The 15,748-nt window shown below is 62.8% G+C and carries 11 protein-coding genes and 1 pseudogene; 7 read left to right on the top strand and 5 right to left on the bottom strand.

What is annotated here, in order from left to right; all coding sequences use genetic code 11:
- Nucleotides 1–62 precede the first annotated feature (62 nt).
- Nucleotides 63–497: pseudogene (locus CTR55_RS19290) on the top strand (tyrosine-type recombinase/integrase); the annotation flags it as partial.
- A gap of 481 nt (nt 498–978) precedes the next feature.
- Nucleotides 979–1,188, top strand: a complete 210-nt coding sequence (locus tag CTR55_RS19285) for a cold-shock protein (protein ID WP_045217843.1) — start codon at nt 979–981, stop codon at nt 1,186–1,188.
- 456 nt (nt 1,189–1,644) lie between these two features.
- Here the strand turns inward: CTR55_RS19285 and CTR55_RS19280 are convergent, their stop codons facing one another.
- Nucleotides 1,645–1,872, bottom strand: coding sequence for a PRC-barrel domain-containing protein (locus CTR55_RS19280; RefSeq protein WP_296288481.1), 228 nt, complete (start codon nt 1,870–1,872; stop codon nt 1,645–1,647).
- A 279-nt stretch (nt 1,873–2,151) separates the two neighbouring features.
- Between CTR55_RS19280 and CTR55_RS19275 the strand changes: the two genes are divergently transcribed.
- Nucleotides 2,152–2,889, top strand: a complete 738-nt coding sequence (locus CTR55_RS19275) for a Crp/Fnr family transcriptional regulator (RefSeq protein ID WP_296288478.1) — start codon at nt 2,152–2,154, stop codon at nt 2,887–2,889.
- A 7-nt stretch (nt 2,890–2,896) separates the two neighbouring features.
- Here CTR55_RS19275 and CTR55_RS19270 read toward each other — a convergent pair whose 3' ends face one another.
- The gene (locus CTR55_RS19270; RefSeq protein WP_296288476.1) at nt 2,897–11,407 is read right to left on the bottom strand and encodes a glucoamylase family protein; all 8,511 of its coding nucleotides are present in this window, start codon (nt 11,405–11,407) and stop codon (nt 2,897–2,899) included.
- A gap of 408 nt (nt 11,408–11,815) precedes the next feature.
- Between CTR55_RS19270 and CTR55_RS19265 the strand changes: the two genes are divergently transcribed.
- Together CTR55_RS19265 and CTR55_RS19260 are read left to right on the top strand one after the other, a co-directional pair.
- Nucleotides 11,816–12,121 carry a hypothetical protein gene (locus CTR55_RS19265; protein WP_296288475.1) on the top strand — a complete coding sequence of 102 codons (306 nt, stop codon included), beginning with the start codon at nt 11,816–11,818 and terminating at the stop codon, nt 12,119–12,121.
- 96 nt (nt 12,122–12,217) lie between these two features.
- On the top strand, nt 12,218–12,619 hold the full coding sequence (locus tag CTR55_RS19260; protein ID WP_192383583.1) for a response regulator: 402 nt from the start codon (nt 12,218–12,220) through the stop codon (nt 12,617–12,619).
- Nucleotides 12,620–12,632: 13 nt separating this feature from the next.
- Here CTR55_RS19260 and CTR55_RS19255 read toward each other — a convergent pair whose 3' ends face one another.
- Genes CTR55_RS19255 through CTR55_RS19245 form a run of 3 tightly spaced genes read right to left on the bottom strand, consistent with a single transcriptional unit; the run spans nt 12,633 to nt 13,410 of the window.
- Nucleotides 12,633–12,938: a hypothetical protein gene (locus tag CTR55_RS19255; protein WP_192383582.1), complete on the bottom strand. Its 306-nt coding sequence runs from the start codon at nt 12,936–12,938 to the stop codon at nt 12,633–12,635.
- A gap of 39 nt (nt 12,939–12,977) precedes the next feature.
- A complete protein-coding gene (locus tag CTR55_RS19250; RefSeq protein ID WP_192383581.1) occupies nt 12,978–13,178 on the bottom strand; it encodes a hypothetical protein in 201 nt (66 codons plus the stop codon).
- A complete protein-coding gene (locus CTR55_RS19245) occupies nt 13,168–13,410 on the bottom strand; it encodes a hypothetical protein (protein ID WP_192383580.1) in 243 nt (80 codons plus the stop codon). Before CTR55_RS19245 ends, CTR55_RS19250 begins: the two co-directional genes overlap by 11 nt.
- Nucleotides 13,411–13,619: 209 nt before the next feature.
- On the opposite strand from CTR55_RS19245, the gene CTR55_RS19240 reads away from it, so the two are divergent.
- Nucleotides 13,620–14,126, top strand: coding sequence for a hypothetical protein (locus tag CTR55_RS19240; RefSeq protein WP_192383579.1), 507 nt, complete (start codon nt 13,620–13,622; stop codon nt 14,124–14,126).
- Nucleotides 14,127–14,694: 568 nt separating this feature from the next.
- Complete coding sequence (locus tag CTR55_RS19235; RefSeq protein ID WP_192383578.1) at nt 14,695–15,666, top strand: slipin family protein; 972 nt, start codon at nt 14,695–14,697, stop codon at nt 15,664–15,666.
- Nucleotides 15,667–15,748: the final 82 nt, after the last annotated feature.

Genomic DNA, 15,748 nt, shown 5'->3' with positions numbered 1-15,748 from the left:
GTAGAGTTTGAGAAGCGACATTTACTGAGCCTGGAAAGTGTCTAGGGAATCCGGGGCGATTCAAGCTGCGCGTCAGAGACATAGCTCACGGCGATCATGTGTCGACGCGCGCGATGGTGATGCAGCAGAAGACCCAGCGACCGGTGCAGTTCGAAATCACTGCTCAGACGCGAGCATCGGTTGAAGCTTGGATCCGAACAGCTTGCCGTCGTAACGACGATTTCCTTTTTCCCAGTCGTGTTCGAATTTCAGCTCACATTTCCACGAGGCAGTACGCCCGCATTGTGAAAACCTGGATAACCACAATCGGCCTCGACCCCACACTCTACGGAACCCACACGCTTCGTAGGACCAAAGCATCGCTGATCTATCGCAGAACAAAGAACCTGAGAGCAGTGCAGTTGCTGCTCGGCCATACGAAGCTGGAGAGTACTGTTAGGTATTTGGGTATCGAGGTCGACGACGCTCTGGCAATGGCGGAACAAACTGAGGTTTGACCATGCATCCGCCTGGGTGCTGGCCGCCTGCGTAACGCTACCCCCGGCAATCAGCTGAAAGAGTCCGGCACCGTGAGCCGGTGCCGGCCATATGCCAAGCTGCAGCCAGACTCGCTACGGGAGGACTCTTTGTTCATATGCACCCAACTTACTGGAATGAATCTGGATCGGGTATCTTTTCCACCAAGTTCAATCCCATTAGGGAAACATCCCCGCAACTGCGACCATCAAAACCTCTAGCCAACATCTCAGAGAAGTCAAAAAAACAGAAAGACCAAATAAAAACTCATGAAAGACATAATATCGATGCTCATCCAGCAGACCATTCATCCGAATAATCAAAATTAATCTTAAAATCCCTGCAAACCTCCCCGCTCGCTGTATAATTTAATTCCTCTGCCGTGTTTAGCGGCTCCGTCTTGATGAATGACGCCCATCTCCTCGGCCACTTCACTCTGCAGCCATTCGCGTGGAGATCATCATGGCTATTCGTCAGAATGGAACCGTAAAATGGTTCAACGCAGTAAAAGGTTTTGGCTTCATTACCCCCGAGATGGGGCCGGACATATTCGTCCATTTTCGAGAAATCGACACTCCAGGCTTCAAGTCACTGGATGAAGGTCAGCGCGTGAGCTTCCTGGTGGGCGTTGGCCCTAAAGGTGACCAGGCCGAGCAGGTTAAAGTACTGTGAAATCCCCAGACCCCGCTAACTGCGGGGTCTCTCATTGGGCTCAAGCCATGCGATTCTCAGGAAAATAGCGGGGATTCGACATGAAAGAAAAGCGATTTGGGCAAAGCCTTAATATTGCAAGCAGTTGCCTGACACAGGCGATAAATGATCTTGTGGCAGAAGAAGTCAGTTCCGAATCCTCCACGAATAGGGAGAGTCTCGCCAGAATCAGACAACAACTTGAATGTGTCGCCGTGATCATGGACTCACTCAAGCGGGCCAATATCCAGTCAATCTCGAATATATTTCCAATCCGCTGATTAAGAATCATCTGGCCGGCTTCAATTTAACAAAAAGGCAGGGCACGGCCAGGCACAATCAATCAGAAGCTGGGAGCTTCGACTGGCGCGGCTTCATAATGATAATGATTAGGTATTTCCCGCCCAATGTCGAATGCTGCATGTCCTGCCAATTATCCTAGTCGAACCCCGGCGCGCTGCTCAGGCGATCCAGGTCGACGTCAAGCACGAAGCGCTTGTTCGCCGTATCCCGCCTCCATGTAACTGCAAACAGTTTTTCTCCCATCTCCAGGATTCCGCCGAATGACAGCCCGGCACAGGCAACTTGCCCACTTTGCGAATCCAGCACGATTTCCTTGAGGCCGCCAAGGCCTTCGTCCTCGGAGTTGCAGTTGTCACTCCCGATGAGCCTATCCGCGCCCGGCCGGGGCAGGAATGGTCATCGGCGACTATGCCGTTATGGCCCTAGTAAATACCGCAGGAATCCAGATCTTCAATGTTCACGCCCACCCTGAACGATGCGATGACAGGGTCGTACAAGGCGCCAGATCAGCATCCGCCACCGCAAGCTCCAGGCTGCGCGCAAATAGGAGTCCGGTCTGTGCGATAGGGAACTTTGCACCACCGGCAAAGGCCTGAAATTGTATGCTTGAATAGTCGCGATACGCCCCGTGAGGAGGCCGCCATGCGAGAGACTCCCTCCCCCGCGCAGAACCATTTACTGGCCGCACTCCCCCGCGAGGTTCAGGAACGCCTTTTCCCCCATCTGGAGCTGCAACGCCTGGATCTGGGCAAGGTGATCTACGAACCCGGTGATGCGATGCGTTACGTGTTCTTCCCCACCGACTCCATCATTTCGCTTTTGTACGTGATGGAAAGTGGTGCATCGGCCGAGATATCCGTGGTCGGTAATGAGGGGCTGGTCGGTATAGCCGTCTTCATGGGCGGCGAGAGCACCCCCAGCCGCGCTATCGTGCAAAGCGCCGGCAGCATTTACCGGCTCGCGGGGCAACGAATGAAGGACGAGTTCAGTCGCCACGGCGACATGCTCATGTTGTTGCTCCGCTATACCCAGGCATTGATCACTCAGATGGCCCAGACGGCAGTCTGCAACCGCCATCACTCCATCGACCAGCAACTCTGCCGCTGGCTGCTGCTGTCCCTCGATCGCCTGCCCGGCAACCAGCTGATCATGACCCAGGAGCTCATCGCCAACATGCTCGGTGTACGGCGAGAGGGCGTCACAGAAGCGGCCGGCAAACTGCAGAAGCAAGGTGTGATCGAGTACAGCCGGGGGCGGATCACAGTGCTGGACCGCCCGCGCCTGGAGGCATTGAGCTGCGAGTGTTACGCGGTGGTGAAGGCGGAAACCGACCGCTTGCTACCCTACGTCCCCCGTCGTCCAGGCCATGCGGCGGAGTGACACGAGTTTACAGGAACAGCTCGAGGCGATGCTCGCCAACCGCCAGCGGCACCTGCACCGGGCTTTCGCCGCAGACCAGTGAACGGCCATCCAGAAGCGCGCGCTGGATGCCGCGGCAGTGCTTCCCGGCCGAGGCCAGGACGATGCTGTAATGGCAACCATCCACCGTCACGCTGGCGTCGAACCCCGGCCAGTCCAGCGGAATACACGGATCGATCAGCAGACTTGCACCCTCGCGCCGGAGCCCCAGAATCCCTTCCACCCCCGCACGGTACATCCAGCCAGCGGAGCCGGTGTACCAGCTCCAGCCACCACGCCCGACATGGGGGGCAATGGAATAGACATCGGCGGCGACGACATAGGGTTCGATCCTATAGCACTCCACCTCTGCCGCGGTACGTGCATGGTTGATCGGGTTGAGCAGGGAGAACAGCCCGGCCGCCTTGTCGCCCTCACCTAGACGGGCAAACGCCAGGATGCTCCACATCGCCGCATGACTGTATTGCCCGCCGTTCTCGCGCAGGCCCGGCGGGTAGCCTTTGATGTAGCCGGGATCATGCGCTGATAGATCGAAGGGTGGAGTGAACAGCAAGGCCAACCCCTCATCCTGACGGATCAACCAGCGCTCCAGCGAGGCCATGGCAGTGGCTGCGCGCTCGGGATTCGCGCCGCCACAGAGCACCGCCCAAGACTGGGCGATGGAATCGATCCGGCATTCGTCGCTGGCCGCCGAACCGAGCCAGGTGCCGTCGTCGAAAGTCGCTCGGCGATACCACTGGCCATCCCAGCCATGCTCCTCCAAGGCCAGCTGCAGCGCCGCCGAATGTTTCCGCCAGCGCACGCACCGCACCTTATCACGCCCCTCGGCCAGCGCACCGAAGCGCTCCAGGGTATGCAACAGCAACCAGCCGAGCCACACACTTTCGCCCTGCCCGCCGACGCCCACACGGTTCATTCCGTCGTTCCAGTCTCCGCTCCCCATCAGTGGCAGGCCGTGGGCGCCGGCCATCTCCAGGCACTGGTCCAGGCCCCGAGCGCAGTGCTCGAACAGCGAGGCGCTCTCCTCTGCAAGCATCGGCTGGAAAAACGTATCGCTCTCGCCAGGATGCAGCTGTGGCCCGTCGAGGAAAGGCAGCATTTCGTCGAGCACCGCAAGGTCCGCGGATGACTCGATATAGCTGGCACAGGCATAGGCCAACCAGACCCGGTCATCGGAGATTCGCGTGCGCACTCCCTGCCCCGTCTGTTCAAGCCACCAGTGCTGCACATCGCCCTCGACGAACTGGCGCCCGGCGGCCCGCAGCAAGTGGTGGCGGGTCAGCTCTGGGCAGGCGAACGACAGCGCCAGACCATCCTGCAACTGATCACGGAAACCATAAGCACCGCTGGCCTGGTAGAACGCCGAACGGGAATGGATGCGGCACGCCAGCGTCTGGTAGAGCAACCAGCCGTTGAGCATGAGGTCCATGGCGCGATCAGGCGTGCGCACCTGGACTGTGCCCAGCCGCTGCTGCCAGTGCCGTGTCACATCGGCCAATACCGCATCGAGATCGATGCTGCGATATCGCTCCACGAGACCACGAACCTCTTCGTCCGATCCGGCTTGCCCCAGCAACGCCAGCACTTCCACGGACTCGCCGACACCCAGCTCGACGATGCATTGCAGGGCAGAGCAAGGATCGAAGCCAGCGCCAGTGGCGCCCGACAACGCCACGGTGCCGAGCAGCGCCCGAGGAGCCGACAGGCTACCGGTAGGGCCGATGAATTCGCCGCGATCGGCGGTCCAGCTGCTCTGCCGCCCGCCCAGGTCGGCGAAAGCCAGCCGCTCGGAATAAGCGATGCTCCAGGGGTTACGTGCCAGTAGCGCGCCGCTTTCGACATCCACCCCAGTCAGGATGAAAGGGGCGCAGGCTCCGCGCGCGGTACCCAGTACCCATTCCACGTAAGCCGTCACCGATAGCCGGCGCGGCCGGCCGGAGGTATTGCGCAGTGTGAGCCGCGATATCTTCAGCGGGTCATCCAGCGGCACGTACTGCAGCAGCTGCGCCTCGATACCGTGGGCCGTGTGGCTGAACCGGCTGTAGCCGAAACCATGGGCGGCGCGGTACAAGCCTGCGTCGCGGATCGGCCGGGCGGTAACGCCCCACAATGCCAGACTGTCTTCGTCGCGCAGGTAGAAAGCCTCACCTGCAGGATCGATGACCGGGTCGTTGGACCAGGGGCTGAGCTGATTGTCCCGGCTGTTGCCGGCCCAGGTGTAGCCGCTGCCTTCCGCCGAGACCTGGAAGCCGAACGCTGGATTGGCGATCACATTGATCCACGGCGCCGGGGTCGTGTGGCCATTGTTCAGAATGATGTGGTACTCGCGCCCGCCCAGCGCAAAGCCGCCCAGCCCGTTGAAAAACTCCAGCGGCTCATCACTGCTCGTTCCCTCGGTCGCGGGCAGCAGCGGTAAGGCCGCCGGTGCATTCCGGGCGGCAGACGGCCGCGGCTTGGCCGGCGGCAGACGCCCCAGGTGGGCAGCGATGGAGCCCCGGCGCGCCAGCAGGTTGACCCGCGCCACGGCGTTCAGCAGTTCCCGTGCCTCCACGGTCATCAGGTCGGCGCGCAAGGTGTACACGGCGCCGCGCGAGGCCTGGCCCTCGCTGCGTTGACGCGAGGGGCTGCTGCGTACGGCGGTTTCGATGGCGGTCTGCAGATCCTGGACATAGGACGAGGCTCGTTCGTTGACGATCACCAGGTCAACGTCCAGGCCCTTCATCCGCCAGTACTCGCGGGCGCGCAGGAGCTGCCGCAGCAGCGACAGATCGTCGATTTCGTCGATGCGCAACAGGACGATCGGCAAATCTCCGGAAATCGCCAGCGGCCAGAGCCCGGACTGGCGCCCTGCGCCGCGCCGGAGGGCTTCCTGCGGTGCCCTCCAGCGATAATCCGCATAGAGAATCGGCGCCGCCAGGCGCTGGAAATCGGCGGCCTCCTCGGCATCGATGCCCAGGTCGCGCAATTCCACCTGGGCCTGGGTCCAGGCCAGGGTCTTGGCGCGTTCGAAGGCGTTGCGTTCATGGTGTTTGTCGATCAGGTCAAGCAAGGCTTCCCGGGTACTGGCTACCAGTGTCCAGAATGCCACCCGTGCAACCTTGCCGGGCGCCACCCGCAGGCGCAGGCGGAGGGAGAAAATCGGATCGAGCACGCTGCCCTGGGAGTTGCCCAGGGCACGGTGGCCCAGAACGGCCTGCGCCTCCCGCAGGGTGCGGCCACGGCCGAGGAAGCGGGCGCGGTCGGACTCATACTGCGTCTCGCCGATCACCTCGCCCTCGACCACTGCGAAATGGGCCGCCCAGATCGACGGATCGTCCGGCGAGCGCAGGCGTCGCGTGGCGACCAGGGCGCCGAACTCGGCAAGGTATTCTGTCTGCACGAACATCCGCGAGAACACCGGATGCGCGCCATCGGCTGCCGGCGTTGCCAGCACCACTTCGGCATAGGAAGTCAGTTCGATTTCGCGTGCACGGCGACCATGGTTGGTCAGCGACACCCGCCGTACCTCGCCATCGTCCTCCCCGGACACCAGTACTTCCAGGCTGGTCAGCAGCGCGGCGTCGCGCTGGATGAACTCGGCGTGGTCCTCGTCGAACAGTACCTCGCCATTCTCAACCGGTTGTCCGCCAGGCTGCGCCGTGGCCGACCACAGTGCGCCACTCTGCAGGTCGCGCAGGAAGATGAAACTGCCCCAGTCGTCGCAGGTGGCATCCTCGCGCCAGCGCGTCACTGCGATATCTCCCCAGCGGCTGTAGCCGCCACCGCTGGCAGTCAGCATCAATGCGTAGCGACCGTTGGACAGCAGATGAGTGATCGGCGGCCCATCGAGCATCGCATCGATTCGGCGCAGCGTGGACGCATCGGCAATGGTGTCGCTGGGCGCTACCGTGACCTCCTCGGCGCGGGGATGCCCCAGCGCCACATCACGCGGGACGCGCTCCTGCAACAGCAGTTCGCTGGCCTGGATCATCGGCTCGCGATGCAGGCGGCAGCGCATGCGCCCGTGCTGCAGGGTATTGGCGATGGCGACGATGCTCATGCCCTGGTGGTGGGCCATGAAACTGCAGACGATGGCGACGCTTTCCCCGTCCTGCAGGCGTGAGCGGGTGAAGTCCAGAGCCTCGTAGAAGCCATAGCGGCCGAGCGCACCGACAGCCGTCAGGTGATCGAAATTGCGCTGCGCCCCTTGCGCATCGACCATGGTCGCCAGCGCCGTGGCATAGGGCGCGATGACAACGTTCTCGGACAATCCGCGTTTGAGACCAAGACCCGGCACGCCGAAGTTCGAATACTGGTAGGTGAATTCCAGATCGCGGGCGTTGTAGGCCGATTCGGAGATACCCCAGGGGATGCCCAGCGCGGCCCCGTAGGCCTGCTGCCGCGCCACGACAAGGCGGTTGGTCTGCTCCAGCAGGCTGCCGGCCGGCGCCCGCATGACCAGCGAGGGCATCAGGTACTCGAACATCGAGCCGGACCAGGAGATCAGCGCCGAGCCACCTGGCACCGGCGTGGCCGTGCGGCCCAGGCGGAACCAGTGGCGGGTCGGCAGATCGCCCTTGGCGATGGCGAACAGGCTGGCCAGGCGCGCCTCGGAGGCCAGCAGGTCGTAGCAACTGGGGTCCAGGCGATTGTCGTCCACGCAATAGCCGATGGACAGCAGCTTGCGCTCCTGGTTGAGCAGGAAACCGAAATCCATCTCCAGAGCCAGCCGGCGCGCCGTATCGGCCAGGGCCTGAAGGCGTCGGTCCAATGCCTTTTCATCGCCATGCCGTCGGTCTCGGCTGTGCTCGGCGAAGGCCCTGCGCAGTGCGTCGAACCAGAACGACAGGTCGCCGCCCTCCTCGCCAGCCGGCGCGAGGCCCGCGACGCAACGCACGGCCTTTTCCGCGCGGTGCCCGAGGGCGGGCAGCAAGGCGTCGAGCGACTGTGGGCCGGTGAGGGCCCGGTGAATCTCCCGCACGTCGTCCTTCACCTGTAGCAACGCAACATCTTCAGCCAGCGGCAGCGCTGCGACGGCTTGCCGTGCCAGGTGCAGGGTGTCGAGCAGGCCCTGGCGGGCTTCCTCCACCAGCGGGCTGGCGCGCCACTCCTCGCACGCGTTGGCCAGCACGATCAGGTGCCCAGCCAGGTTGCCGCTGTCCACCGAGGACAGGTACCTCGGTTCGAGGGCTCGCAGGTCGCGGGTTCCGTACCAGTTGAAGAAATGGCCGTGGCTGCGCGGCAGCTTCTCCAGCACCGCCAGGGTGCCTTCCAGGCGCTCCAGCGTCTGCAGGCCGCCGGCCCAGCCGAAATCGCGAGCGGCCACCGCGGACAGCAGGTAGAGGCCGATATTGGTAGGCGAGGTGCGGTGAGCCAGCACAGGCCTGGGCTGCTCCTGGAAGTTGTCCGGCGGCAGCAGATTGTCCGCCGGCGTGACGAAGGTCTCGAAGAAGCGCCAGGTTCGCCGTGCGCACAGGCGCAGTGCGGTTGCGTCATCCTCTTCCAGGCCTGAACGACGCGACGGCTGCGTGGGCCTGCTGCTGTAGAAGGCGAGCAGAGGCGCGCTCAACCAGAGCAGGGTCAATGGCAGGATCAGCAACCAGTTCGCCGGCTGCAATGCCAACCCGGTGATGCCGGCCGATGCGGCGAGGGCCGTCCCGCCGGCCATCTGCCGATAGCTGCCGAGCCAGCCAGGGCGCGGCTTGCGTGAGGACTGTGCGGCAGTGGTCCACTCCAGCAGGTTGCGCTGGCTGACGTACATCCGCCAAAGCGTGCGCAGGATGGCATCGACCATGCTCCAGGCATCGTTTGGCAGAAAGGCCAGCGACAGCAGGATCTGCAGCAACGCACGACGGAAGTCGGCGCCGAGCATGGCGAAGTGGCTGCGTAATCGAACACCGGAGCGCGCTGGCAGCAACGCGCAGTAGATCGGCAGTAACGGCGGGATCGCCTGGGTCAGAATGACCAACGTCGCGGCCAGCAGTGCCTGCGGCAATGGCAGCCACCAGCAGAGCAGCAGGCTGGCCAGGGCGAAGGGCACGACCAGCGACCGGCGCAGGTTGTCGAGCATCTTGCAGCGGCCGATCAATGGCATCGCCTGCGGCCCGCGCCAGTGGCCGAGCATCCACGGCAAAAGCTGCCAGTCGCCGCGGGTCCAGCGATGCATGCGCCTGCTCGCCACATCGAAGCGCGACGGCGACTCTTCGACGACCTCGACATCCGACGCCAGCCCTGCACGGGCGAAGATGCCTTCGAAGAGATCATGGCTGAGCAGTCGATTGTCCGCGACCCGGCCGACCATCGCGCGCTCGAAGGCATCGACGTCATAAATCCCCTTGCCGGTGAAGGAGCCTTCGCCGAACAGATCCTGATAAACGTCCGACACCGCCGCCGCGTAGGGGTCCATACCTGCCGGGCCGGAAAAGACGCGCTGGTACAACGAGCCCTCCCCGCCCATCGGCAGCGATGGCGTCACTCGCGGCTGGAGTACCGCGTGGCCGTTGATCACTCGCTGCTGCAGGGCATCGAAGCGCGGCTGGTTCAGCGGGTGGCCCATCTTGCCGATAAGGCGCAGGGCCGCCTCGCGGGGCAAGCGAGTATCAGCGTCGAGGGTGATGACCAAGCGTACCTCGCTCGGCACTCGCGGCGGCTCTCCGGCAATCGCCACGAAGCTGGTATCGGTGGCGCCGCGCAACAGCCGGTTCAGTTCATGCAACTTTCCGCGCTTGCGCTCCCAGCCCATCCAACAGCCCTCGGCAGGGTTGAAGCAGCGCCTGCGAAACAGCACGAAGAAGCGCTGGCCGCCGGGCCCCTGGCCGTAATGCCGATTCAGGCGGTCGATGGCGGCAGCCGCAGCATCTAGCAGCGGTGCATCACTGGGCAGGACCTCCTGTGTCGCGTCGACGCCATCGAGAATCAGCACGAAGGTCAGGTCACCGCCGATACCCGCCAGATGGTGGACCTCCAGCCGCTCGATCTGCTCCAGCAGATCGGCCTCGGTGGTCAGCAAGGTCGGCACAGCCACAACGGTGCGCAACGCCTGTGGCACGCCGGCCAGGAGTTCCAGCGCAGGCAGCGTTATCGCGCCAAAGCTCCAGGTCACCAAGCGGTTGATGAGTGCTGTGGCCACTTCGGTCACCGGAACGCAAAGGCAGGCCAGGAAGGCCAGCATCCAGCCCCAGGAGGGCGCAGACTGATTCAGCAGGTGGGATACGAATCCCAGCAGCACCAGGCTGAGCAGGCCGATGGCACCGATGTAGCCTCCCATGCCCAGGCGCACACTGAAGCGATTCAGGCGCAGGTGCAACGTCGGGCTGAAGCCGATGGCGCGCTCCAGCGTCGGGCGGCCTTCAGCAATCAGATGAAATCCGGGATCGAATTCACGGCGGGGGTCTTCACCTTCCGAATGGTCGGCCACAGCCTGACGGCAAGCCTCCAGGGCGTGATCGACCACCTGGAGCTCGTCCAGGCAAGAGCCGCGCGCCAACTGTTCGATGGCGCTGCGATAGAGGTTACGAGTGGGAAAGTCCATGGCAGCGAAGTTGCTGCCGTCGCGCAGCCGCGCGTCGACCAGACTGACGTTCTCGAACAGCTGTGCCCAGTCGATATCGGAGATCAGGCGCATGCTGGTGATCACATTGCGCACTGTGACATTGGAGGCGCCCAGGCGCTGCTGCGCATGCTGGACCGCCGCTTCGACGCTGACGCCCTGTTCGTGCAGGCGCTCTTCGAGCCAACCCAGTGTCGGTGTCGTGCGCGGGTCCTGGTCGCGCATGCGTTTGGCCAGTTGGGCGGAGAACACCTCGGAAAGCGGACCGGTCGAGCGCGCGGCGATATCCGCCTCCAGCGCCGAGCGAGCGTGCCCTGGCGAGAGCAGGCGCTCGGCCAGGGCATCGGCATCGGCACGGGCTATGCGGCCGGCGCTGATCTGCTCGGCCAGGCGCCGCAGGTTCTCGATCAGGACGATGCGCAGGGTGATCGCCACCGCCCACAGTTCGCCGATGGTCAGTGGCTGGACTCGCTGGTAGGCATGGATGAAGCGCTGCAGCAGCTCCACATCGAGGTGGCTGTCGGTGTGCGCCACGAAGGCCCAGGCCAGGCCGAAGACCCGCGGGTAGCCGGCGAACGGTCCATCGGCGAGCTTGGGCAACTGCCGGTAGTAGCCAGGCGGCAGGTCGTCGCGGACCTCACGGATCTGTTCTTCGACGATGTGGTAATTGTCCAGCAGCCACTCGGCAGCCGGTACCACACCATTGCCCCTTTCCAACTCGACAGCACTGGCCCGGTAGGCAGCCAGCAGGACACGGGCGTTGTCATCCAGGCGCACATGCAACGGCAGTACACGCCTTGGCGTATCCGTCACTTGTTGTGCCAGGGCCAGGCTCTGCGCGTGCTGTTCGAGCCGTTCGATGCCGAAGAGTTCTTCGCGAACCGGTACCAGACTGTCCCAAGGAGGCTTCGATCGGCCGCGGCGCAAGGCCCGGAAATGGAGCGACATCATGGCAAGGCTCCGGAAGTGCGGCGGAAACCTGGCAGGTCGACACGAGCGCCAGGGTGGCACGTACAGAGAAAGCCCCCTCTGTCGGTACCCGGCGGCTCCTGAAGAAGCTGCCCGTATCACCGCAAGCCGTGGGGCATGCCTGACTCCAACCTTCGCAGACCAGGACTACGACGTCGGTGCGGTTGCGCACTTAAGGGCCGCCTGAGGCTCGGCTCGGTGCCTGCCAGGCGCATTGATCATTCTGATCGCACTATTCCAATGAAGGGCAGGTCGTCTAATCAATGGCCTGTGTCATTGCCTCCCCCCACAGGAAACGCTGCTTCCGTTCCATGCATCGAATGCACGTCCAGCCCCCGAGCGCCGATACGTCTCAGGGCAATTCCCTAGTCCGCTGAAGAGGTGACTGTCATGGAATCGAACGACATCAATGCACGGTTCTACGAGGACTTGCGCCATCTGATCGCGCAATCGGCGTTCACGCCGGACAGTCCGCAGGATGTGATCGCCCGCTACATCCTCGCCCATGGCTTTGCCGCGCTCTCCGAGACCCAGTTGCAGCGATTCTGCACCGAGTTGCTACCCATGCTGGAGGAACTGGGAGTGGAAGCGCCGCATCAGATAGAGGCCATGTTGCCGAAGGAAACTGCGGCCACATCAGCCCGTACGGAAGACCAGGCGCCGAGCTTGCCCGGGGATATTGGTGGCAAGCCATGATGGGCGCCCGCACACCAGCAGAGCATCACATAGCCGAGCGCTCCCTGTCCCACGGGAGCTTTCAAGCATTGGCAACCTGGACTGGATGACAACGACATGGGCAGCATTTCACCGCACATCCTCCTGCTGGAGGACGAGCTGACCGTCCGCATTCTGATGACGCAGATCCTGGCCAATCTTCTCGACGCGCAGGTCACCGCCTTCTCCAGCGCCGAAGATGGAATCGAGTACCTGAAGCAGCCGGACACGCGGGTCGATCTGATCATCACCGACATTCAGATGGTCGGGCTGCTCGACGGCTACGACGTTGCCAGATTTTCTCTGCGGCACTGTCCCTCGGCGCCCGTCGTGATCACCTCGGGACTCAATAGGCCGGAGGGCAGAAAGCCGCCCGAGAACACGACGTTCCTGGCCAAGCCATGGGACCTCGCAACGTTCGAGGGCACTCTTCGTGCGCTCCTGGAACGAAGGACGCCAGGTGGTGAGGAGGAGCCCTGATTGCAATCGGCGGCTACTGACACTCGAAGTCCAGGCTCTCATCCTCGGTAACTCTGCGTGCCGGAACCTGTGATTCCTCTGCAGGCGGGGTGAAGACGAGGGCCAGCTCTCCCTGCAACGATTGACTGAGCGTTCTCAGCGCTTGCGCGCCTTGCAGGCAATGCTGGCCGATGCCCAGGAACGTAATCCCCTCTCCCTGCAGCAAGGACATGAGCTGAAGACTGATGGAGCCCATGGCGGACCGAGAGAGTGCGCATGAGTATCCCGGAAGCCAGGTGTCGAGCATTTTCCCGGCATCGATCAGTGACAATCTGTTCATGGGCTCTGGTGACCTCCATCGTAACCGGCAGCTGCACGATCAACGACGCGGCTTGCGCCGAACCACCGGCGTTTCTTTCGCCCTGATCTGGCGATTGGCCTGCGGCACAGGGTGTGTCGTCATGGACAGCTGACGCCATGCCCTCCTGCAGAGAATCACCGCATGCCGCCATTGGCGCCGCAGACCCGCCGCCACACTGCGTTTTCTGTAGTCATCCATCGATGGCGCATCACTGGTCATGAACATCTCCGGCGCGGCCGGGCTTCGTGCCCTTCTCCGGTCGATGGGTCGGATTTCCAGCAGAATCGACCTCCAGCGATTGCTGGAGTACCGCTTCCGCTCTGGTCTTCGGATGGGAGTAGTTATCTGAGCCCGGCAGACGCGGCGCTTCGTTGCGCCTGCCTTGCGGATGAGTCTTCCTCTTGGGATCAGCTGCCCCGCCATGGGGGCCTTGCTTGCCTATCTGGTTCATGGCCGCCTCGCCGCGCTTCCCACTCCTGCGCCATGCAGAGTGTGGAGGGAGCGACAATGACAACCTTTCACCAGGTTGTCGGTGCGGTAGCCCACTTGCGGTCGTCACCCAATAACGAGCACGGGTACGTGCGTTAACAGACGGACCGACGCCTCGGCTTCGCGGATGCTGGAAACTGGTTCGAAAGGTCGCATTCCAGGAGAGCAACCATGACCGACTACTGCCATCAGGTCTCAGGTGTGTTCACCCGACGATCACAGGCCGATTGCGCGAAACAGGACCTGTTGGGGTTAGGCATTCGTCTGGACCGAGTGCACATATTCGACAACCAGGAACTGGTGCCCTCCGGGCGCCTGCGCGCGAAGCGACGCGCCTTTAGGCAGGTCATCAAGGGCGTTGCCGTCGGGACGCTGTTCGGCCTGCTGGTCAGTGCGCTGTTCGCAATCGCGATGACGAATGCCGGTGCAGGCCTCTTCGGCGACTCGCCGCTACTCGAATTGCTGGGCTGGGGTGCTGTAGTGGGAGGGCTGGCGGGCGCGGCAATCAGCGCTTCGGCGAACGTCAGCCAGGACGACCATCCCTTCGGGTACACCCTCCTGCCAGGAAATGTCGTTCTGCTTGCCGAGACCCACTCGGCGCGCGAAACCCTGCGCGCCTTCGAAGTCATCGAAAGAGCGCCCGGAGTCGGTGCGCACATGGACATCAGCCTGGTCTGAGTTGGCACATGACGACGCAAAGACCGACTCCGGGCAGCTGACGGACAACAGCGTCAGGATTGCCGTCCGTGCGCCATCGCACGCTCGGTGGGGACTACTCCTCCGGGGGATCGACCGGAGAATTGTGCGGAGCCTGTGATGGGCCTTCAGCCGGATTAACCGATGGCGGCAGCGTCGGCTGTTTCTTGTCGCGATCTCGAAATGAATATCGCTCGGCGGGAGAGCCATATTCACCGCCCGGCAGTGTGGGCCTGACACCACCACCGGTTGGCGACGGGCTGTCCGGAACTGTTCCCGGTTGTTTTTTCATGGCGACCTCTGGTGAGCCGATCACCGCTGATCGCCAGGACGTACCGAAACGCCAGGCCAGCTCGGTGTTGACGGAATGCAACCATGGCAGGTCGCAACTCCTGGCGTCGGTACGCAAGCGCGCTTAGCCCCTCACAAAGACCGGCAGTGCTCACGGGGACCTTCCCAGCGGATTGCTCCAGTGGTCTAGCGCACAGACAGACGAACGCCTCAGGCGCAATCTTCAAATGAGCGTTGCGCTTGAATGCGGGAGGACACCATGAACCCCATCACCCTCTTCATCGTCATGGTTCTGACGGCCATCGGTGCCGTCCTCATCTACCTTGGCCACTCGGTTGTGGGCATCGTTGTGCTGGTGTGTGCATTGGTCGTCTCGCTGTCCCTCAAGATGGCCAACACCTGGCAGAAATTCGTCGTGTTGCGCGCAGGCAACCTGCAAGGCGTGCGCGGGCCCGGACTGTTCATGATCATTCCGGTCCTGGACAGCGTCGTCGCTGTGATCGACGAGCGAATCCAGACCACGGCGTTCAATGCCGAGCAGGCACTGACTCGCGATACAGTGCCGGTGAACGTCGACGCCATCATCTTCTGGCACGTGCACGACGCCCGCAAAGCGGCACTGGCTATCACCGACTACCGGCAGGCCATCGACCGGGTAGCACAGACCTCTCTGCGGGAAATGATCGGTTCGTCGATGCTGGCCGCGCTGCTATCCGATCGACGCAGCTCCGATCAGCAGTTGTGCCGCGAGATTGGTGAAAAGACCCAGGAATGGGGTGTCACCGTCGGCTCGGTGGAGATCCGCGACGTGGCCATCCCGGTGGCATTGCAGGACGCCATGTCACGCCAGGCGCAGGCCGAACGCGAGAAGCAGGCGCGAATCATCCTGGGCTCCGCAGAAGCGGAAATCGCCGGACGGTTTGTGGAAGCAGCCACGATCTATGCCGGTCAGCCTACGGCCCTGCAGTTGCGCGCAATGAACATCATCTACGAAACCACCAAGGAGCGCGGAACCACCATCCTCATTCCCAGCTCCATGGTCGACAGCATGAATCCGACCGTCGCCGTCGCAGCTGCGGTGGCCACCCAGGCCGGTACGATCCATGCCAGCGACGAACCTTCGCATGAGAGTCCGCGAGTCAATGTGCAGGCGAACATCGACAGACCATCAACGATGGGGCGCAGCACAGCAGGCGTGCACGCCAAACGGGTTGATGCAGCCGTTCCTTAGACAGGATTTGTCTGCTTCCGGCCCAGACTGTGTAAAAACGTGGCCAGTGCCCTTGCTATGCTGCCGGTGGGTTTCATAGCGG

The sequence above is a fragment of the Pseudomonas sp. genome (assembly GCF_002796985.1).
In the GTDB taxonomy this organism is placed as follows: domain Bacteria; phylum Pseudomonadota; class Gammaproteobacteria; order Pseudomonadales; family Pseudomonadaceae; genus Pseudomonas.
Note: the sequence above shows the minus strand (reverse complement) of the source record. Positions and strands in the feature narration are given on the sequence as shown.

Excerpts from the sequence above, each read along its gene's own strand:
- CTR55_RS19270 (WP_296288476.1), bottom strand. The coding sequence starts at position 11,407 with ATGATGTCGCTCCATTTCCGGGCCTTGCGCCGCGGCCGATCGAAGCCT.
- CTR55_RS19245 (WP_192383580.1), bottom strand. The coding sequence starts at position 13,410 with ATGAACCAGATAGGCAAGCAAGGCCCCCATGGCGGGGCAGCTGATCCC.
- CTR55_RS19235 (WP_192383578.1), top strand. The coding sequence starts at position 14,695 with ATGAACCCCATCACCCTCTTCATCGTCATGGTTCTGACGGCCATCGGT.
- CTR55_RS19255 (WP_192383582.1), bottom strand. The coding sequence starts at position 12,938 with ATGAACAGATTGTCACTGATCGATGCCGGGAAAATGCTCGACACCTGG.
- CTR55_RS19250 (WP_192383581.1), bottom strand. The coding sequence starts at position 13,178 with ATGACCAGTGATGCGCCATCGATGGATGACTACAGAAAACGCAGTGTG.
- CTR55_RS19240 (WP_192383579.1), top strand. The coding sequence starts at position 13,620 with ATGACCGACTACTGCCATCAGGTCTCAGGTGTGTTCACCCGACGATCA.
- CTR55_RS19275 (WP_296288478.1), top strand. The coding sequence starts at position 2,152 with ATGCGAGAGACTCCCTCCCCCGCGCAGAACCATTTACTGGCCGCACTC.
- CTR55_RS19265 (WP_296288475.1), top strand. The coding sequence starts at position 11,816 with ATGGAATCGAACGACATCAATGCACGGTTCTACGAGGACTTGCGCCAT.
- CTR55_RS19285 (WP_045217843.1), top strand. The coding sequence starts at position 979 with ATGGCTATTCGTCAGAATGGAACCGTAAAATGGTTCAACGCAGTAAAA.
- CTR55_RS19260 (WP_192383583.1), top strand. The coding sequence starts at position 12,218 with ATGGGCAGCATTTCACCGCACATCCTCCTGCTGGAGGACGAGCTGACC.